This window comes from uncultured Phascolarctobacterium sp. (genome assembly GCF_902463975.1).
GTDB lineage: Bacteria > Bacillota > Negativicutes > Acidaminococcales > Acidaminococcaceae > Phascolarctobacterium_A.
The window spans coordinates 1-19,906 of record NZ_CABQHJ010000010.1; the positions used below are offsets into that span (position 1 = coordinate 1).

23 protein-coding genes are annotated in these 19,906 nt (G+C 38.1%); 2 read left to right on the plus strand and 21 right to left on the minus strand.

Annotated features, from left to right (window positions below; genetic code table 11):
- From RDW05_RS04320 to RDW05_RS04350, 7 genes are all read right to left on the minus strand, one after another.
- Window positions 1-247: hemagglutinin repeat-containing protein (locus RDW05_RS04320; protein ID WP_307977968.1), on the minus strand; the 247-nt coding region annotated here is incomplete at its 3' end.
- A gap of 38 nt (window positions 248-285) precedes the next feature.
- On the minus strand, window positions 286-738 hold the full coding sequence (locus RDW05_RS04325; protein ID WP_307977969.1) for a hypothetical protein: 453 nt from the start codon (window positions 736-738) through the stop codon (window positions 286-288).
- On the minus strand, window positions 728-1,114 hold the full coding sequence (locus tag RDW05_RS04330; RefSeq protein ID WP_307977970.1) for a hypothetical protein: 387 nt from the start codon (window positions 1,112-1,114) through the stop codon (window positions 728-730). Before RDW05_RS04330 ends, RDW05_RS04325 begins: the two co-directional genes overlap by 11 nt.
- Window positions 1,115-1,491: 377 nt before the next feature.
- Window positions 1,492-1,878, minus strand: a complete 387-nt coding sequence (locus RDW05_RS04335) for a hypothetical protein (protein WP_307977971.1) — start codon at window positions 1,876-1,878, stop codon at window positions 1,492-1,494.
- A 139-nt stretch (window positions 1,879-2,017) separates the two neighbouring features.
- Window positions 2,018-2,464 carry a hypothetical protein gene (locus RDW05_RS04340; protein ID WP_021719542.1) on the minus strand — a complete coding sequence of 149 codons (447 nt, stop codon included), beginning with the start codon at window positions 2,462-2,464 and terminating at the stop codon, window positions 2,018-2,020.
- A complete protein-coding gene (locus tag RDW05_RS04345) occupies window positions 2,464-3,270 on the minus strand; it encodes a DUF3100 domain-containing protein (protein ID WP_307977972.1) in 807 nt (268 codons plus the stop codon). The genes RDW05_RS04340 and RDW05_RS04345 overlap by 1 nt, the downstream gene beginning before the upstream one ends.
- A 29-nt stretch (window positions 3,271-3,299) precedes the next feature.
- Complete coding sequence (locus RDW05_RS04350) at window positions 3,300-4,610, minus strand: amidohydrolase (protein ID WP_307977973.1); 1,311 nt, start codon at window positions 4,608-4,610, stop codon at window positions 3,300-3,302.
- Window positions 4,611-4,979: 369 nt separating this feature from the next.
- Between RDW05_RS04350 and cysE the strand changes: the two genes are divergently transcribed.
- Window positions 4,980-5,672 carry a serine O-acetyltransferase gene (cysE, locus tag RDW05_RS04355; RefSeq protein WP_021720639.1) on the plus strand — a complete coding sequence of 231 codons (693 nt, stop codon included), beginning with the start codon at window positions 4,980-4,982 and terminating at the stop codon, window positions 5,670-5,672.
- A 14-nt stretch (window positions 5,673-5,686) separates the two neighbouring features.
- Complete coding sequence (locus RDW05_RS04360) at window positions 5,687-7,075, plus strand: NAD(P)-dependent oxidoreductase (protein WP_307977974.1); 1,389 nt, start codon at window positions 5,687-5,689, stop codon at window positions 7,073-7,075.
- Between the two features lie 67 nt (window positions 7,076-7,142).
- On the opposite strand, the gene thiD is transcribed toward RDW05_RS04360, so the two are convergent.
- From thiD to RDW05_RS04430, 14 genes are all read right to left on the minus strand, one after another.
- On the minus strand, window positions 7,143-7,955 hold the full coding sequence (gene thiD / locus RDW05_RS04365; protein ID WP_307977975.1) for a bifunctional hydroxymethylpyrimidine kinase/phosphomethylpyrimidine kinase: 813 nt from the start codon (window positions 7,953-7,955) through the stop codon (window positions 7,143-7,145).
- Window positions 7,956-8,090: 135 nt separating this feature from the next.
- The gene (locus RDW05_RS04370) at window positions 8,091-9,914 is read right to left on the minus strand and encodes a TonB-dependent receptor domain-containing protein (RefSeq protein WP_307977976.1); all 1,824 of its coding nucleotides are present in this window, start codon (window positions 9,912-9,914) and stop codon (window positions 8,091-8,093) included.
- Between the two features lie 222 nt (window positions 9,915-10,136).
- Window positions 10,137-11,090 (minus strand): UDP-glucuronic acid decarboxylase family protein, encoded by a 954-nt coding sequence (locus RDW05_RS04375; protein ID WP_304197035.1) that lies wholly within the window; start codon window positions 11,088-11,090, stop codon window positions 10,137-10,139.
- Window positions 11,091-11,142: 52 nt separating this feature from the next.
- Window positions 11,143-12,342 (minus strand): radical SAM protein, encoded by a 1,200-nt coding sequence (locus RDW05_RS04380; RefSeq protein WP_307977977.1) that lies wholly within the window; start codon window positions 12,340-12,342, stop codon window positions 11,143-11,145.
- On the minus strand, window positions 12,326-13,270 hold the full coding sequence (locus RDW05_RS04385; RefSeq protein WP_307977978.1) for a glycosyltransferase family 2 protein: 945 nt from the start codon (window positions 13,268-13,270) through the stop codon (window positions 12,326-12,328). The genes RDW05_RS04380 and RDW05_RS04385 overlap by 17 nt, the downstream gene beginning before the upstream one ends.
- A complete protein-coding gene (locus RDW05_RS04390; RefSeq protein ID WP_307977979.1) occupies window positions 13,267-14,847 on the minus strand; it encodes a carbamoyltransferase C-terminal domain-containing protein in 1,581 nt (526 codons plus the stop codon). Before RDW05_RS04390 ends, RDW05_RS04385 begins: the two co-directional genes overlap by 4 nt.
- A 13-nt stretch (window positions 14,848-14,860) precedes the next feature.
- On the minus strand, window positions 14,861-15,508 hold the full coding sequence (locus RDW05_RS04395; RefSeq protein WP_307977980.1) for a hypothetical protein: 648 nt from the start codon (window positions 15,506-15,508) through the stop codon (window positions 14,861-14,863).
- A 1-nt stretch (window position 15,509) separates the two neighbouring features.
- A complete protein-coding gene (locus tag RDW05_RS04400; protein ID WP_307977981.1) occupies window positions 15,510-16,679 on the minus strand; it encodes a hypothetical protein in 1,170 nt (389 codons plus the stop codon).
- Between the two features lie 538 nt (window positions 16,680-17,217).
- The gene (locus RDW05_RS04405) at window positions 17,218-17,412 is read right to left on the minus strand and encodes a hypothetical protein (RefSeq protein ID WP_307977982.1); all 195 of its coding nucleotides are present in this window, start codon (window positions 17,410-17,412) and stop codon (window positions 17,218-17,220) included.
- A 2-nt stretch (window positions 17,413-17,414) separates the two neighbouring features.
- Window positions 17,415-17,699, minus strand: a complete 285-nt coding sequence (locus RDW05_RS04410; RefSeq protein WP_307977983.1) for a PqqD family protein — start codon at window positions 17,697-17,699, stop codon at window positions 17,415-17,417.
- 3 nt (window positions 17,700-17,702) lie between these two features.
- Window positions 17,703-17,867 carry a hypothetical protein gene (locus tag RDW05_RS04415; RefSeq protein ID WP_307977984.1) on the minus strand — a complete coding sequence of 55 codons (165 nt, stop codon included), beginning with the start codon at window positions 17,865-17,867 and terminating at the stop codon, window positions 17,703-17,705.
- Window positions 17,868-17,884: 17 nt separating this feature from the next.
- Window positions 17,885-18,925 carry a radical SAM protein gene (locus tag RDW05_RS04420; RefSeq protein WP_307977985.1) on the minus strand — a complete coding sequence of 347 codons (1,041 nt, stop codon included), beginning with the start codon at window positions 18,923-18,925 and terminating at the stop codon, window positions 17,885-17,887.
- 361 nt (window positions 18,926-19,286) lie between these two features.
- Window positions 19,287-19,517, minus strand: coding sequence for a helix-turn-helix transcriptional regulator (locus RDW05_RS04425; RefSeq protein ID WP_307977986.1), 231 nt, complete (start codon window positions 19,515-19,517; stop codon window positions 19,287-19,289).
- Between the two features lie 154 nt (window positions 19,518-19,671).
- Entirely contained in the window at window positions 19,672-19,890 is a 219-nt protein-coding gene (locus tag RDW05_RS04430; RefSeq protein ID WP_307977987.1) for a helix-turn-helix transcriptional regulator, read from the minus strand.
- Window positions 19,891-19,906 lie beyond the last annotated feature (16 nt).

Below are 19,906 nucleotides of genomic sequence, written 5' to 3' on the forward strand. Positions count from 1 at the left end.
CGCTGTACAAATCTTTCACAGCAGTCAGGTTCACATCGCCTTTAGCATTCAACTCTACGTCATTTTTTGCACTCAAAATACCACCAGCAATGCTGATGTCCTTTTTAGCATTCAGGCGGATGTTCTCGCCGCTCAGCGCACTTTGCTGGTGCTGCACGTCATGGATTTCTGCTGAAGAACTGCCATAAGCTACGGCAACGTGCTTTTCATTTGCTACCGTTACGATATCAATATTTATGCTTGTCAAACTCGCGCACTGCACCTATATCTGAATCCTGCCTAGCATTATGTATACTCATATTTCATTGTCAGCTCCCAAATATTTTCTTTTGTCTTTTCCAACTGTAAAATAACCTTAACAGGCTTACTTTGAAAAATTTCTTCTCTATGCATTATAAGACGATTTTGCTTTATACTTTGCACTTTCCATCCTTTTTCCAATCCTTTGGATGCATAATAATTTATGGCATCATCTGCATCCGTATAAGCAAGTTCCATTCTTATATCTGGGTTACGTTTAGAAAACCGTAAGTATTGATTAAATTCATATGCCTGCATTGCACCAGGTTTTAAGAAATCTAGCCGTTTTAAATTCACCAACATAATACATTTCGCCTTATTCTCTTCGTTCTGATCATACATGATCTTTTTACCGAGAAATCCAATTCCAAAAAACAAAAATAAGACTATTATTAAAATATAGCATACTAGATTAGAAAGGTTTGTTTTACTTTTCATAAAAACTCTCCTCCCAAACGGATGCATTATCATGATCAATTAAAACATACTCATAATTACCCTTTGAAAAAAAATAATATTTTTCATTATTTTTTATGATTTTCCTGTCTTCTACCCAACCCATTTTCAATAATGCTTCTTGAATTTGTCCAAGTTCTTTCTTTGTACACGTAAATTCAGCTGAAATGGCACTTTTAGATCGCCTGGATCCACTCTTAAAAAATGTACATTTTGCTTCAGTTGGCAAAGGCACACTTAAAAATGTCTTCGCCATATTCAACTCTGTTTTTTCATTAACCGTAAACATAGGAATCCATAAACATAAGATTATTAAAGCGATACATCCATAAATAAACATTTTTTTATACTTATTCAATCTAAAGTCACACCCCTTCAATAGGCTCATAGTAAGCAAATCCTATTTCATTTGAATCACACTATTCCCTAACCCAGTTCCCATTGCAGGTATTCCTCCAGAATAAGACAAATTATCCTGTATTCCGAGTGCAGTTCTATTAAAATTAAAACTCACCCCAGAATATTCACTTCTTAAATCACTTTTATTTAATGTTCTTCCTGTAATAAGATGAAAGCAATCCACTGCCCTTATTATGCTCTTCAAGCAGGCGCTCATGGTATTCTGTTGCATTAGCGATATTTATATTATTTTCGGCAGCCATGTCTGCTTTTCCTGCTTCACTGGCTACGTTGCAGCCTTTTATATTTATATCGTTGCCACTTGCAGGGAAACGTTTACCAATATCTTACCCTAGCAAAAATATAGAGAGCTGTTAATAATATTAAGTATATTGTAGATATATATCTAAAGATAATCTTGTTTTTATACTTTTCGTGTTTTGAAGCAGCAACAAGAAACATAAATGCTCCTAAAACTAGAAATAAATTACAAAAATCTAATCCTATAAAAGGACTTAAATAAGTTGTTAGCTGTATATTATTTTGTTTTATCACTTCATTTAAAGACAGTAAAATACATCCTACAAACACAAATATGTTACCACGAGCTCCTATCGCAGGTACACTTTTATCTTTTTTATATTTAAAATAAAAGTATAAAAAGAACAAAGCACAAATTAAAGGAACTATAATCTTACCATCATCATTCAAATATCTATACATTATTCGCCTCAATACCCAATAATTTTTTCTTTTATAACTGCTGATGCAATATCAACTGACTAGTGAAAAAGCATGTATACAATAAGCTGCAAGCTTAAAAAACCGGCATCGAGCTGATGCCGGTTCAAAAGCAATTCTTTTAAATTTGTCCCAAAGCCTTCAAAATGCACTGAGCAATAATCGCACTGGCAATATAGGTGCCTACAAAAACAACGATTGCCAGAATAACAATGCGCCAGCCGGTCTTGGCAAAGTCGTCAAGATCCTTGCCTATGGATACACCGGCATAAGCCAGTATAGGCGTACACAGAGCCACAAAGCCAACATTTTTCACATAACCATTGACAATATCACTGCCCGGAACGCCGGGGATAGTCAAAATACAGCCCAAGGTTACAACCCATGCTGCCGCAGGAATACCGCCGGGGATATATTTGGACATCAGCATACCGACAAAAGCAATAACCGCCAAAATCAGCAGACCGGGAATAGACTCTATAATATTTGCCTTAGTTCCCAATACGTTGGAGAACAAGCTCATGAAGGTTACAATAGCCAAAATGATAATTGTATCTTTAATTTTCATTATGCTTCCTCTCCTTTCTTATCAGCTTCTGGCAGTACGCCATATTTTATCTTATAGAATCTCTTATAGAGCCATTCGGTCATCGGCAGGCCCAGCCATACGGACATATACAAACCGTCAAGACCAGAAAGCATATTACTTGCTGCGCCAAAGGCTGCCAGCTGATCAGCCATATCAGGATACATAGCAACCAAAGAGCCCACTGCAGCCGTCATCATGCTGGCAGAGCCTACACCGGAGGCCATAGCCAATGCATACGGATGAATCGGCAATACGGAAGCAGCAACGCTGGCCATCAGGCCGAAGAAAATAGTACCGAAAACAGTACCGGCAATATAAACGCCCATAACGCCGCGGCCTTCACTGCTGTCCAGGCCAAACTTTTCGCCGATAAGCGCTACGTTCGGCTCACGTGCGATAGAATGCGCAGCACCGATGGTTTCGCGTTTCAGGCCCAGGTAAACAGCAACAGGTACGCCCAAAAGCACCGTACCGAGGTTACCGAACTCCTGCAGAATCAGCGCCGGAGAAGCAGCCAGAATCTTCGGCAGGGTAGGACCTACCAGCGTACCATAGCGTGCCATCAAAAGCATCAGCGTTACGCCAACCAGACTGCTGGCATCCAGCATTTCCTTTTTGCCGGACAGGTTCAAAAACTTAGGTGTTGTCAAAATACCCAGAAGCAGAGCGTACAGCATCGGCAGCAATACGATACGACCGATACCGAACTTCAGGGTATGAGTGCCGATCAGCTCGGAAACTATAATCAGCGCCAGAATTATGGCATGTAATTTAATGTTCTTCATTACATTCCCTCCCACAAATTATTTCTATTTTACTTATTAAAATAGCTCTCCAATTTTGCAATGTACTCTTCCTTGGTAAGAATAGGCTTGAAGTCCGCTAGGATAGCCTTAGCCTCTTTCGCATCATCATACAGTAAATCTATAAGCATCATGGCAAAGGCTTTAGCCGGAAGCAGTACAGCAGCATTAAAATCTACCATATGGAAGTCAGGTGTATGCAGCAGTCCGTCCGTACCGCCGATAAACGGATGGATAACGGGCATCAGGTGTGATACATCACCCATATCGGTAGATGCGCTGAAATGACCGGCATCCTTTATCTCTATATCCGGATAAGCAATTTTCGCATTTGCTGCAAACAGTTCATTCATGCGCTTGTTGCAGCTCAGCGGGAACATGCCCGGCAGTGTTTCGATAACAGTTTGGGCACCGACAGCATCACCGCCGGCCTTAAGCGCTGCGTCAACGCGCGTATGGGTAGAATCAATAGCATCCATGGTTTTCGCACGCACATACAGCTCCAGGCGTACATCATCAGGCACGGAATTTACAAAGTCGCCGCCCTTAGTAATAATCGGGTGCACACGCACTACATCTTGCTCGCGGAAGGTTTCACGCAAAGCGTTGATGCCCATCAGTCCCAGGCAGGCAGCATTCAAAGCATTGACGCCTTCATGCGGAGCGTCAGCTGCATGGGCGGTTTTGCCGATATAGCGCACGGTTTTGCCAACAAAGCCATTGCTGCTTTCGCCAATGGAAACCGTAGGCTTCGGCATATTTTTATCAGCATGCATCTGCATGGCCATATCAATATCATCAAAAGCGCCTTCATAAATCAGCTCGCCCTTGCCGCTCATAAAATGCAGCTTGCCGGACTCCACTAATTTCTTGCGGTACGCAATTTCAATATATTCCTCAGCAGGAACACCGAAGAACACAACATCACCGGCCAGCTCCGGCAGTACACCGGATTTTACGATACCGCAGGCAGCAGCCAGCATGGTGGAAATCTGCAGATTATGGCCACAGGCATGCGCTGCGCCTGTGGCAGGATCAGCCTTCGGACTTGTAGGGCAGCCAACCGCGTCCAGCTCGCCTAAAACGGCAGCTGTCGGTCCGGGCTTGCCGCCCTTGGCACGTCCCTTAACGCCATTGATTGCCAGGCCGGTTTCCGGCTGCAGGCCCAGGTCGCGCATAAATTCTGCAACCTTGGCAGCGGTTTTGACTTCCTTGAAGCCTAATTCCGGTTCATCGTTGATGCTGGCACAAATAGCCTTTATCTTATCTGCATATGCGTCAATTGCAGCACACGCTTTTTCTTTTAAAATTTCTTTTGTCATTTTAGTGCGCCTCCAGCGTACCTGTCTTTTCAACAAGTACATAAATAAAAATTTTTAAGTATTTACCTAAATTATAGCATAATTATAGGTAAAGTCAAATCAGGACACTTGCAAAAGAAATCATTGCCTCATAGTGTGTAATTTGATGCATTATCAGCCGTTTTCAGAATTTTGTCCACTAAATAAGCGCAGAAAAATGTTCACCAATCATATTTTTGTTAAGTTTTACAGTTTTTCTGTTTACTATTCACTAATTTCTGTGCTAAAATATAAAAATGGTATTTGTCGGCAGAAAGAGCTTGTCTTAGCACAGCTAAATGCTGACAACTACAGCACATGTTGATATAATATAAAGAAAGGAGTCTTGACATGTTTGCTCAGATGAAAAAAGATATTGATGCCATTATGCTGCGCGACCCGGCCGCAAAAACAAGACTGGAGGCCGCAATGTGTTATCCAGGGCTACATGCCATCTGGCTCCATCGTATAGCGCATCACTTTTATCTGAAGGGCTGGGTAGTATTCCCACGCCTGCTTAATACATTTTCCCGCTTTCTTACCGGTATTGACATTCATCCCGGTGCTAAACTTGGCCCCGGTCTTTTCATTGACCACGGTATGGGACTTGTTATCGGTGAAACTGCCGAGCTTGGCAGCAACGTCACGCTCTATCAGGGAGTTACTCTCGGCGGTACCGGCAAAGAAAAGGGTAAGCGCCATCCCACCATCGGCAACAATGTTGTTGTTTCCAGCGGTGCGAAGGTGCTCGGTTCCTTCAAGGTAGGCGACAATTCCAAAATTGGCAGCGGCAGCGTAGTTCTTAAAGAGGTTCCGCCCAATTCCGTCGTTGTTGGTGTACCCGGACGTGTTGTAACACGTAACGGTGTACGTATTGCCTCCAACAATGATGCTGAAAGCATGATTGACCTGAATCACGATAAGCTGCCGGATCCGGTAGCAGATTATGAAGAGCTGCTCGCCAAGCATATGGAAGAAATCAACGACCGCCTCAAGGAGTTGGAAAATCTTATTTATGATACTCAAAGTAAGCATTATGACTAAAAAGAGGTAGAAAAATGAGCAGAACAATGACCACAGCAGAAGCCATTCAGGAAGCACGCCGCTGCCTGAACTGTGCGCGCCCTACGTGCCGCACCGGCTGCCCGATTGAAAACAATATTCCCGGATTTATCCGTGCCTTAAGCGAAGGTAATATCGGCATGGCCTACGAGATCATTTCCGAACGCAGTAACCTGCCCGCTATCTGCGGACGCGTCTGCCCACATGAGCGTCAGTGTGAAGCGCATTGCGTGCTGACCAAAAAGAAATGCGGTATTGAAATCGGCAGCTTGGAAATGTTCGTTGCTGATTTTGCCCACGACAATGATTTGAAGCCTACACAGCCATCAAGCAAGCTGCGCGGCAAGGTTGCCGTAATCGGTTCCGGTCCGGCAGGCCTTACAGTAGCAGGCGATTTGGCCAAGATGGATTTTGACGTTACTATTTTCGAAGCACAAAGCGAACCCGGCGGCGTATTGCTCTTCGGCATTCCGGAATTCCGTCTGCAAAAGGACGTTGTTCGCCGTGAAATCAGCGAGCTGCAGCACATAGGTGTAGAAATCCGCACAAAGCAGCTTGCCGGTGTAGATTTTACTGTTGATGACCTTTTTGCCCAAGGCTATGATGCAATTTTTATGGGTACAGGCACCTCCCTGCCGCGCACGTTGGATATCCCCGGCAAGGAGCTGTCCGGTATTTTGACTGCCACCTACTTCCTGCGTATGGTTGTATTGGCTGACGGAGGCAAGTTGGATGCCAGCGAAACACTGCTGCACACCGGCGACAACGTTATCGTTGTCGGCGCAGGCAACGTTGCTATGGATGCTGCCCGCACCTCCATCCGCCGCGGTGCCAAAAATGTCACCATCGTCTACCACAAAACCGAAGCAGAGCTTTCTGCCTTTCCTTCGGAATACGAAGCAGCTGTTGCTGAAGGTGTACAGTTCCGCTTCTTAAAGCAGCCTATCGCTTACTTCAACAAGAAGCAGATGCGCGCCTTAAAGAACATCCGCCGTCAGGCTACGGCAGCAGACGAAACTGAATTAGCCGGCTTATTGCTGCAAAACATCACTAAAACTGAAAATGGTGAGTTCATCGCAGAAGGCGGTCAGGAGCTTATCCCCTGCGACTGCGTTATCCTCGCAGTAGGCCAGAAACCCGCAGCACGTATTGTTTCCAGTACCAAAGGCATTCAGGTTGATAAACAAGGCTTCGTCATCACCCGTGACCGTCCCTACGGCATGACCACCCGCGCCGGCGTTTTCAGCAGCGGCGATGTAGTACACGGTCCTGCTACCGTCGTATTGGCGATGAAGGAATCGAAGAAGGTAGCTGCAGGCATCGCGCAATATGTTGATGCCAAAAAGCTGCTGGAAGACTGCACTATGGATTCCACTACTCTGTAATAAGCACTTTTGCATACAAAAACCGTCATTTCCCCAATAATCTGAGGAAATGACGGTTTTATTTCTTTTATTCGCTATATTTTCTATACGCGGTATGATTGGTGCAGCCGACAATGTTATTGATAGCAAAGCCATGCTTAAGCGCAGCAGTGACAAACTTCTTTGCCTGCAGAACCGCTTCCTTCATGCTCAGGCCGTCTGCCAGGCCTGCGGTAATTGCTGCTGAGAAGGTGCAGCCTGCGCCATGGTTGTAGGAAGGATAAATCTTCGGCACAGCCATTTCTGTGAATTCCTTGCCATCGTAGAAAATATCAATAGCGGAATTATCGCTCAGGCGCTCGCCGCCCTTGATAACAACGCTCTTCGCGCCGGCAGCAACAATCTTCTCTGCTGCTTCCTTAATCTGCTCTACGGTAGTAACCTCCGGCATATCAGCAAGATAAGCAGCTTCCACGGTATTCGGGGTAATAATATTGCAACGCGGCATCAGCAGCTTTTTGATAGATTCTGCTGCATCCGGCACAAGAATCAAATCACAGCCCTTGCAAACCATAACCGGATCGATAACCACGTTCTGCAAATCGTACTTATCAATCGTCGCCGCAACCAGCTCTACCAGCTCAGCACTGCCCAGCATACCGGTTTTCATCGCATTGATGCCAACGCCTTCAATCGCTGTCACCAGCTGCTTTTCTACCAAATCCAAAGGCAACGGAAATACGCTGTGCTCCCAGGTAGTCGGGTGCATAGTAACAATGCAGGTCAAAGCAGGCATACCATAAACGCCCAGCTCCTCCATAGTTTTAATATCTGCTTCCATACCGGCGCCGCCGCTTGTATCGCTACCGGCAATAGTCAATGCTTTATTCATTAAGGTCATAAGACACACTCCTTCACTTTAATAATGTAATCATTATAACCTTTTGACTGGCATCTGAATAAGCTCAATTTATAGATATTTAATATGGTCAGTTCAGACTATCGTTTATAAAGGAGCAAAACTGGTGCAAACTTTTTAGAAGGTATAAGTGTAGGTCACATGCACCATGCGTGGCAGGCAGTAATACTTGGTAGTAGAGCCAGGATTGCTTACGATATCATCGCGGTCGAAGATATTCTCCACGCCAAGCTCTACACTGCTGCTCTTGTCGAGCTTATAGCCGGCAATAAAGTTTACCGGCAGCAAATCGCCCCAACCGCTAGCTCTGTCCGTAGTAAACATGCCTGTCAGCGCAGCATTGAATTTAGCATCATGGTATTTGATGCTGGCATTGTATTGCTCGCGTGCAAACTTGCGCTCCCAAACACCTTCCTTGTTTTTGCCCATAGGATTGCAGAAATTAGCGCCCAGAGAATAGCTGTATTTACTGCCAAAATCCTTCTCATAGGTCACTTCCAGGCCTTTGTTTTTAAAGGACATATTACGTGTTATAGATGGATCATCGCTAGTTCCCTTACCTTCATACTCAATAGTGTCTAAATCCATATAATAGAGCGCTGTTTTGAACATACTGGTCTTGGAGCTCTTTTTATAACCAAACTCATAGGTCCAGCCTTCTTCAGGCCTCAAAAAGGGATTAGGAGCAACGTGAGAAGCACCGCCGCCATACATCTGTGTAAATGTAGGCATCTTAAAAGACTTAGCTGCATTGGCATATAAGCTGCTGTTATTATCCAGCTTCTTCAGCAAAGCAAACTGCGGAGTAAAGGCATTATAACGCTTGTTACCCTCAACAACAGTTTCACGGGCACCTACGGTAGCAGTATAACCAGCGCCAAGATCCTTAGACAGCTGCGCAAATACAGCGTAATTCGTTCTGAATTCATTAATCTTCGTGCCGGGATTGATTTTTTTAGCTACGCTAATATCGTTTTTATAGGAATCACGGGAAATTGTTGTACCAACGATAACATCACCAAAATTACCTGTAAGCTGCTTTTGCAAATCAAGGCCTATAGTATCAAAGCGTAAATGATCGAGCTTCGTCCATTTAGAGTCTGTAACACTATAGGTCTGATTTCTGCGATTGCTGCGGTTGTAAAACAAATTGGCACTCACGCTGTCATCCTTATATTGCAAGCGTGAAAAATCATCAATATAGTGGTAATTCGCATCCTCGGTAAGCTTGCTCCAGGTTTCGTCATACTGATCATAGGAATACTTGCTGTCATTGTGCTGATGTGAAAAACTCCAATTATCATCAAACTTATAGCTTGCGGTAAAGGACTTTTTGTTTAAATCATTAATCTGCTTATAATTACTGCTGTATCCCTTCATCGGGTCACTCTGCTCCAGCGCTACTGCAAAATTCAGCTTGTCGGCATTCAATGTCAGTGCTGCCTTCTCCCTGCCGTATTCACCTTTAGTCAGTGACAAGGTATTGGGCATTTTCTTTTTCGTGATGATATTAATAACACCGGTAGAAGCCTCGGAACCGTAAAGTGTAGAAGCAGCACCCTTAACAATTTCTACGCGAGCAATAGATTCCACAGGAATAGAGTCCAGATAATAGCTTTCATTGATGTTGGCAGGCATACCGTCAATCATTACCACAGTGCCCTTATTCGCACCGCGCATCAGGATTTTTGCGTTCATACCGCCAAGGGACTGGCTGCCACCATAGGAGTAGGTAGTCACACCACTTTGCAGACGCAAAGCATCAAAAAGATTAGAAGCGCCTGTTTCAGCAAGCTGCTTCTGTGATACGGTTGTAACGGAAGCAGGCGTATCTACATCACGCTTGCTTTCACGCTGCGCAGTAACAACCATGGTATCAAGATTGTATGTCTGTAAATCATCGGCAAATGCCGGACTCGCCAGACAAATATTTGCAGCCATAAATGTGGCTGCAAAGGAATTGGCAAAACTTTTTCTCATAATATACTCATCCTCTCATGTGCATAAAACATCTACCGAATATAGATTTATAGCACTTTTGATGATGGTTGTCAACAAGGTTTTAATATGAGAAGTGATGTAGAAATAATAAAAATTTCTCCATTACTGCTTTCACCATAAAAGCAGTAACGATTAGTTTTTTATGCTTAATATATTTCAACGCTAAACTATATCTCTAAAATATTGGATTGTTTTTTCCAATCCTACTTCCAAATCAACTTTTGGTTTCCATTTTAAAACATTCATAGCTAAAGAAATATCTGGACAACGTCTTTTAGGATCATCTTTTGGCAAAGCCTTATAAGAAAAATCAGACCTATTTCCACAATACAATCTTATTAAACTAGCAACATCAGAAATTGTTCTTTCATCAGGATTCCCTAAATTAACAGGTCCTTGAAATAAATCTTCCGTTGACATCATTTTTAATAAACCATCCAACAAGTCATCAATATAGCAAAAACTTCTAGTTTGTTCTCCTCTTCCATATATAGTTAAGTTCTCTCCCCTTAATGCCTGAACTATAAAATTAGAAATTACTCTACCATCATCAGCAGACATAAATGGGCCATACGTATTAAATATTCTTACAACCTTTACCAAAGAACCATATTTCCTCGCATAATCAAAAATCAAAGACTCAGCACATCTTTTCCCTTCATCGTAACATGATCTGATACCTGTACAATTAACATTTCCCAAGTAATTCTCTTTTTGTGGAAAAATCAACGGATCTCCGTAAACTTCGCTTGTACTAGCCTGTAAAAACTTTGCACGATTTTTTCGTGCTAAATTTAATAAATTCAATACACCTATCGTGTTAACTTTAGTGGTATATATTGGATCTTCTTGATATTTCAATGGAGCTGCTGGACACGCAAGGTTATAAATCTCATCGATTTTATATGAAGAATCCAAAACATCTAATATATCCAATATATCTCCATTTACTATATTAAATCTCTCAGTTTCTAACAATACTCTTACATTATTTATATTTCCAGTCGTAAAATTATCAAAACATATTACGTGGTTCTGTAAATTATCTAGTAGTCGACGGCATAAATTGGAACCAATAAATCCAGCTCCTCCTGTAACCAAAATAGTACTCATCATTTCCTCCTAAAAACCAAACGCAACAAATCGTCGTTGATAGTAATCATAAAAATCAAAGCACTATACGATTAAAACGAGCTTCATTAGAAAGGCTAGTACGTAAAGCTTTACTACAATAAAACGGATCCAGGTTATATTCTTTCAAAATTTTATCTAATGAATAAAAATAATCAATAACAGTTTCAAATGACGGGACATCACAATCCAAACGATTTCCTTTATCAAGGTGTAACACATTTGCACTAGAGACAATACCTTGAGAAGCTAGGTACTTATTAAATTTAAGCAAATTACCAATAGGTTCTAAGCCTAAAACAAAATTAGTCCAGGAATTACCATAGCCAAATACATCAACACCTTTTTTTAAAGCATCTAAGATATGATTAAATCCGATGTTCTTTTTTCCTGGACAATATTTTGCAAAATCATCTTCATTACCAAGCTCAAAATTAAATACTATTTTTTCAATTCCAGCTTCCTTAAAATCTTCTAGTATATCTAAATCATTGGGCGGCATACAAACTGCTATAATACCTTCAGTAGACTTTTTCTCTACTAATGGCTTTATTGCCCTAACAATATCACAATAAATGTGAGCTTGCATATCTAACACTTGATCAGATAAGTCTCCAGAAATCAGAATTACATGCATATGTTCATCATAACATTTTGACTTAATAGCCGCTTTAACTGATTTCGTGAGATAATTTAGATATGTATCCTTATTTTCATTCCAAAAATTGGGAGAAGAAACCTGATATGCCGTAAAAATACTTGCTTTGTTTTCACCAGCAACAGTGTTTGCACCACAGAAAAGACAACCTGCAGAAATATTGCATCCTTTCCAAGGAATTATGTTCAATTCATCCAAACCACAAGCAGATACAAAATCCTTTGCAACTAAATCTTCTTCTAATTTATAAGAATAGTAGTCAGGTTCTTCAATAAAAGAGATTGAAATATCTTCAACTTTTCTATTATCAACAGTCGCAAATAATTCCCCATTTTTGCAATCAACCACTACTGGTTTTAACTTTCCAGGAGCCACACAAGAAGATACTGTTTCAAATCCATCTGAATGACGTATCAATAATTCTTGAGGACGGAAGTTATCTGCTCCTATCGGAGCATTGTATACCAAATTCTGAATCTTGGCATTTGTCTTACGTGCATATAAAAGAGCTTCATCAGTAAATTGTACCCCATGCGTTAATATCATAGCTTTTAAAAAAGTTTCAGGCATTATCATCATTCTTATCTCCTCTTAGTATATTAAAAAACCAAACGATATGAAATATTGGAAAAAACAACTGATAAACTACACCATAAAATAGTAGTTTATAATCTTTTCTAGTCATAAGTAAAGCGATTGCTAAAATATAAATCATTCCAGCGTACAAATTACAATAACTAATGTATCCAATCATAAGCCAATTGACTATCCAACTAAAATGGTAAAATGCTGCATGCAATAATAATTTGCTTTGATATTCTTTTCGTTTCGGATATGAGAATATTTGATAGAAACCTTTCGCCCAACGCTTACGTTGTCTACATAATCCCCAAAAATTTGTATTAGGTTTTTCGTAACCAAGAAGAAAAGACGATCGTAATATACTATAGTCTTTCCTATTATTACTTATATAAGCGCCAATAGCAAGATCATCTAAAAAAGTATCAATTTGATATAATTTATCTTGAAAAGCTTTTGGTCTAATAAAAAAGCATTGTCCTGGTATACTAATTCCCATATTTAATTTCCACGATAAAGGTCTTATCAAATCATGAGATAAGTGTTTATCCGTCGCCACTAGATTTGATATAAAGCCAGACTGTGATTGGGCATAAATTCGTCCCCATCCAATATCATATTTCCCTGATAATCCTTTTTCTAAAAACTTGAGTATTGTCTCGTCATTTACATTTATATCATTATCAATACTCAAATATAAACAATCCTCTTGTTCTCTTTCAAATAAGTATAGTAGCCTAATATACTTTGTTCCCGGAAAATTTATACTATCGATTTTTATGCCATCAAATTCAAATTTTCTATCATTATCAGTAAATATGATACAAGAGATTTTTGTATTAAGCTTTAACGAAAGCGTAAGTATCTTTTTTATATTATCATTAAAAGCCTCATTGCTTCGCATATATGTTATAATTTTCAAGTTCATATTATATCTACCTTTTCTCCATTCATATAAACATATTCAAGCTTCATTCTTTTGGCAGAAAGCAAAGCGTCTGATTGACTTTCTACAATAGGTTCTCCTTTGCCATTAAAAGAAGTGTTAATCAATACTAATTCCCCATATTTTTTCTCAAGATAATCTAAAATTTTCCAAATCAGCTTTTTATTTTGATTCTCGTATATAACTTGAATTCTAACAGTATTATCTTTATGAACCAAAGCTGGCATATAATCTATCATTTCAGGTTTAATATTTATTGCCGATAGCATAAGCGGACTAGCTATTCTATCATCAGTAATCTTTTTCAGATTACGCTCTAATATTACACCTCCAAAAGGTCTAAAGTTTTCCCGATGTTTTATCTGTAAATTGAGCCGATCCTTCATGTTCTTACTTTTTGCAGAAGCAATAATACTTCGATTACAAAGAGCTCGCGGACCATATTCCGAGCCACCTTCAAATAGTCCTATAATCTTATCATCATGTATATCTTTTATTACCTGAAATAATACAGATTCATCATGGCATATTTCACCATAACTTTTTCCTAATGCATAGTCCCACTCAATTTTACTTTTATCTTTAAATATTTTTCTAATTGCCCAAAGTCCTGCTCCTATAGAAATTCCGTCATCTCCACTTGCTGGAAAAAGGCCCAATGAATTAATCAATCCACTATTTATTAATTTTCCATTGTTAAGGCAATTTAATGCAACCCCACCAGAAAAACAAAAATCTAGGACATTATATTTTTCAGAAAAATATTTAATACGGGTTTGAATGTAGCTTTCTAATTCGAATTGAAGAGCACATGCAATATTTTTTGCTGTTTGCAACTCATATGATAGTGGATAATCTTGTGCATTTAAATAATCTAACCATTCTTTACGAACATGTAATTTTTTATCAAAATACAGACATTCTGGTACATCAGCATTCCCCACACCATATGCTGCCAATGCCATAACTTTGCCGGCTGCATTATAATCCTTAAAAATCAGTCGGCTAACATCAGCATAGGCATATCCTATGGAGTCCATATGTGATCCCCATTTGTATTTATGCTTAGATGCACTTTCATGAACAGCATATTTCTTTTCAGCTTGTAATTCAGTTATTTCGCCATTATCCAGTAGATATAGAGATTCTGCTTCAAATAAATCTTCTTCTGATAAGCTCGAACATCCATTATCAACTGGTCTGCACCCACGCCCATCCATTATATAAATTAATGTCTTGTCAAATTTAGCTGCTAAAGATGCTGCATATGCATGAAATAAATGATGCTCATATCTCACAATTACTTTTGAAAACTTCTTATAATAATCATCATTAATTTCAGTTGAATCATACCAATTTACACGAACAACTAACGAAATTTGATTATACGTAATACCAGCAGCTTTAAGTAAATATTCTATGCATTCAATAGGTTCTCCAGAATCATGTTTTTTTCTAGTTAATCGCTCTCTGGCAATTGCATAGAGTAATTGATTATTTTTATATAAACATGCTGAAGAATCATGTCCACTATGAACGCCAAGTATATAACGATCCACTTGATTCCCCCCTTTACAAACGTGCTTTTTCAATTGCCATACTATGTCTACGTTTTTCTATACAATTCGGACAATGGAAAGAATGAATTATCCCATTATACCCACAGCCTTTTTCTTCGCTAAGATTTATTTCTTTAGTTTTTTCCGGATGCTTATCTCTGTATCTATTTTTTATTTCAACACTACATTTTATACAAGGAACATCATTTTTTTCTTTTACATATACTGCAATTCCTGTTTTATCCCATATATTGAGTTCATCACAAATACTACAATACGCTAAAAACCAAGGAAATCCCCCATATAAATGTGATATTAATTTTTTTGAAAAAACATACTGAAATTCTTGTATTTCAAAATCACCTTTTTCTTGAAGAGCTTCATATACCTCATTATCAAATGATTCGCCTGGCCGAAATAAAAGATAGGTATCAGATTCATCGATGTTCAAATCGCAGCTTTTATATTCATTATACCCCAAAATATCATATACTAATGCCGGAACCCATGGATACAAAATATGAGTATTATCTCTATCAATTGCTTTTAGGTCCTCATAAGTTTTAATCTTTGAAGTATACTTAATCAATTCATCTTTATCAATTTCTATTCCCTGCATTTTCATAGCTAATTTAAATGATTTTATGCAAACACTATCCATCTCAAACCTCATCATGCTTAATATATTGGCTACCGATTAGTAGTCTATCTTTTATTTTCTTATAATACGCTTCTGAGAAATTATCTCCTAAACATATAGCTAATCGATTATTGGCACTAGGATCTAATCTATCAATTCTATCTCCTAATTTTTTTAATTTTATACCCTGTAAATCGTTAATAAGAAAATTATCATTTATTAGAGTTCCCATAGCATTAGGGATAAAATTCAACTGAAAAACATTTTGGAAATTTCCTTTATTAGCTATGGATTTTTCTCCAAACAACACTTCTAAGGAATCCATATATAAATTACCACCATGGTATCTCAGTAATTCTGAAATTCCTCCACCAACTCGGCATGAGAAATCAATCGGAACTAACACATTGCTGACACTAGTAGGTAAAATAAAATCAAACTGTCCGAATGAGATATTATCATAATCAAACAACGCATTGCACCATAATTCTAAATATCTTCTTATGATCTCTGTTGGTTCTTCCAATACATATGCTAATACACACGGAGCATCATCAATAATTGTTTTGTATTTTTTGCATACCCTAACAATAGAAAATTTACCCTGACAGAAAAAAACATCCGCGCTATATTCTATGCCATCAATAAATTCAAAACATATTGATGGCGAAGTTGTAATATCTAATACTTTTTTTACCTTTTCGTCAACATTAGACGCATCAGTTAAATACTTATTTATATTTTGATAATTTAACGCAGAGATTATTTTTACGCCATGTCCTGAATATTGATTATCTGGTTTTATAATATACACTTTTTGTTTATCTGATACTATTTTTTCTATATTGCTCGTTATTTCATATCTATTCGATGGTAATCCATGTTGCATCATGCAATCCGCTAAATATTTTTTAGACCGACTAGCCTTAAATGCTTTAGTAGAAATTCTACACCTTTTTACATTCTTTTTACACCATGTTACCCAATATTCATTTAATGGCACTACTATTAAATCTTCATCTTTAATATCATTTTTAACACTTACTTCTTTTAAATCATCTGAACTAATATATTTTGCCATTTCAGGTGTCTCAACAAACTGCAATACGAAATCTGTATTTTTAAAAGCAGCTTTTATATCTGCCAATCCATATATGCTTGCAGCACCTGCAAATATTATTATTTTTTTCATCTCAATTTCTCCTAGATTAACACCCAGATTAATTATACGAAAATATAAGCCGTTAATAAAAAGAATATCAATAGTGATTTTTGTGTCAAACCTATTGTTCCGAAAAGTAGCGATAACTACATATCAATCCTATTTTAGCGCAATCGAAGCTATTAGTAAATCCTGTTACAAATTTTTAAAGACATGGAACACTTCGCGCATTCTTAAAGTTCTTGCGAATAAGTATAATAAAAACGAGAAATGCCGCACAAATTACATAAGCGTCTAATAAAGTCTCCACTCACAAAGCATACAAATCAATATTACATATCTAAGCAAAAACTAAAACCTCCTATTCCAGAATGTTAATATACCGAAATATACATTCTAAAAAGGAGGCTGAGACAGTATGTCTTCCGAAAATTATATCACTAAATCACTCAACATTAAACCATCTGAGTTGTTATCTTTAACTGGAAGCTCAAAAAAAGGGTATTATTATTTTTAAGATTCGCCTGAAAATTAACGATTAGATCCACTCAATTCCAATAACAATAAATTATTGATTGAATCTTGTTGAATTATTGTTTACAGACAGTAAAGCTTTACTGTGAATATCTCTAAGCATTAAACCAGAAGCAGCGCCTACCGTAAATGCTGCTGCTTTACTTAGGCTAGAAACAGCTAGGGCAGCGGGAATAGCACTCTCACTAGGATATATATTATTAATTAATGGTTTGCTATATTTTTTCATTTTTAATCCTCCAATCTGATAATATTTTTCCATTGTAAATCTCGTGTCAGATTTACTATGTCTTGTTCTAAACTATTTTCATCAATTACGTAATCCTTAAGAAATATTTCTTTTATTTCTTCGATTTTTCTTTCTCCATCACATAATTCCAGAAAATCTTTAGCCGTTTCATTTAAATAAAAAATATCTAAACCATCTGACTCTGCTATTAAATAATCTTCATTTTCCCTGGTCTTTAGGGCTATAACTTTAGGAATCTTATCTTTAAAAAAATCGTATACCACCATAATTCACCTACCTAATTTTTTTAGTTTTACTACAGGGCTCGCTTTCATAGCATGAGCTACTGCTCTTCCAACTGCGTACCCCCCAACTAAAGCTAAACCTACCGCCGGGAATGCACTTTTCCCCATATCAAAACACATAGCTGCCGGTTTTACATAACTTTTCTTCATCACAAACTACTCCTTATTTAAACTAAAATATCTTTATCAACATGATTTTGAATATTGCCCTTTTGAGTCTCCTCGTTTATTGAAGCAATAAATTTTTGAACTTTTTCACTCTTCCATGCATTAATACCATGCGTCAACCACAACTCTTTTAGCGGAGTATCTAAAACATTACCAATAATAAATGGAGCCATGCAATCTAATCGGAATTCCCCATTAGGTCTAATGATACCGCCAGCATTATTCTCTAAGCTATACCTTTTCATTTGATGCCCCAAATCTGCACTTCTTCTAATTTCTATTTTCCCGTTATACTTATTTTGAAGCTGATTAATAACTTCATATAAGTAATTTTTTTGTTCTTTCGTTAAAATAATATCTTCATTAGCAATAGCTCTTCCACTGGGCAAAACCTCACCTAAAATAATTCTGCATGCCCCCATGCTATATGCTAAATCTACCATATCTTCAATTTTTCCTAGATTTTTAGGAGTTACCGTATGGGCAATTACAAGAGGTATTCCAGCTTGTGAAATTTCCAAAGCACCATTTACTGCTCGTTCAAAGCTACCTTTCACACCTCTAAACTCATCATGAATTTCTGCTGTTGAACCATCAATAGATACTTGAAACCAATAATATCTGTACTTACTAAAGCGTTTTACTTTTTCTTTAGTTAGCAGGTAACCATTTGTAATAACTACAAAAGAAGTCCCATCATCATGCAAAATATCCATTATATCAAATAGGCGATCACCTAATAATAACGGCTCTCCGCCAGAAAGAATACATTGAAAAATACCACCATCTTTAACTATCTCTTTAGCCAAACTACACCATTTATCTGGTGTCATTAACGTCTCCCTATCAACATCACCAGATCTATTATAACAATGCTTGCAAGCAAGGTTGCATCGTCCTGTCAATTCAAATTGTAACGTAATCGGATAAGTAAATTTTTCTGGATATAAACCTTGTTTTCTTAAATTAGTAATATTTCCTTCAATAACCTTTAGATATTGATCATCTAACGCCCTGTTTATTTTTATATAATCTTTCATTCTTTTTCTCCTTTTATTATTTTGCAAAAAAAATAAATAATATTATGAAACTCCCGAACACTCATATATGGAAAATAGTTTTCGTAAACATATTTACCATTGCAAGCATTAGGCCTGATAGAATAAATTGAACATCTGTTATCCACATTCAAGAATTTGCAAATACCATCGCCTCTATCAAATCCTAATAATTGTGGTGTTCTATTCACATGTTTACAACATTCCCCACAACAATCGCATGGAAAAGGATAATACTTTTGCACAATCATTTCCCCTTGATAATATTTATATAGTTTAAACCTCTTTATTTTAAAAACGATTAATATTTAATTTCTAGTTATATTGATATGAGCTTTTAATTTTACGCATTCTCTACCCCGTCCATCAGCTCACTCATAGTAATGCCCAGCTTCTCGGCAATCTTCATTAGGGTTGAAAGTGATACGCTTTTTGTATAGCCGCCATTTTCAATCCGCGATAAATATTGCGGCGTAATGCCAACCTCTTCGGCAAGCTTCTCCTGTGTCATGCTCTTCAATTTCCTATAAAAAACTATTTTAGCACCTATTTTCTTATATCTAGACGCAAACATTTAGCTTTCACTCCTCTTACCACTATATTATCGCACATTCTCAACTTCTTATCTTTGCACAATTGTTTCATAACTTTACATATAGTTTAATTTTAGGTATTTGCTTTTTAGAGCGGGGCAATGCATTTACATCATTATTTATTTATGCTGCGTCTCATTCTTTTTCCTGCATAAGCCGCACCGGGTCAACCCCCAAAGCCTGCGCCAGCAAAAATATAGATTCCATATTAAACGGTCCCTTGCTGCATTCAATATCTGAAACGCGCGCTCTTGACATTTTGGCTTTTTCCGCCAGCTCACTCTGCGTCAGGCTCAATGCCCTGCGATAATACATTATATTTAAGCCAATAGTTTTATATTTTTCTTCAAACAAAAAGTACCACTCCTTA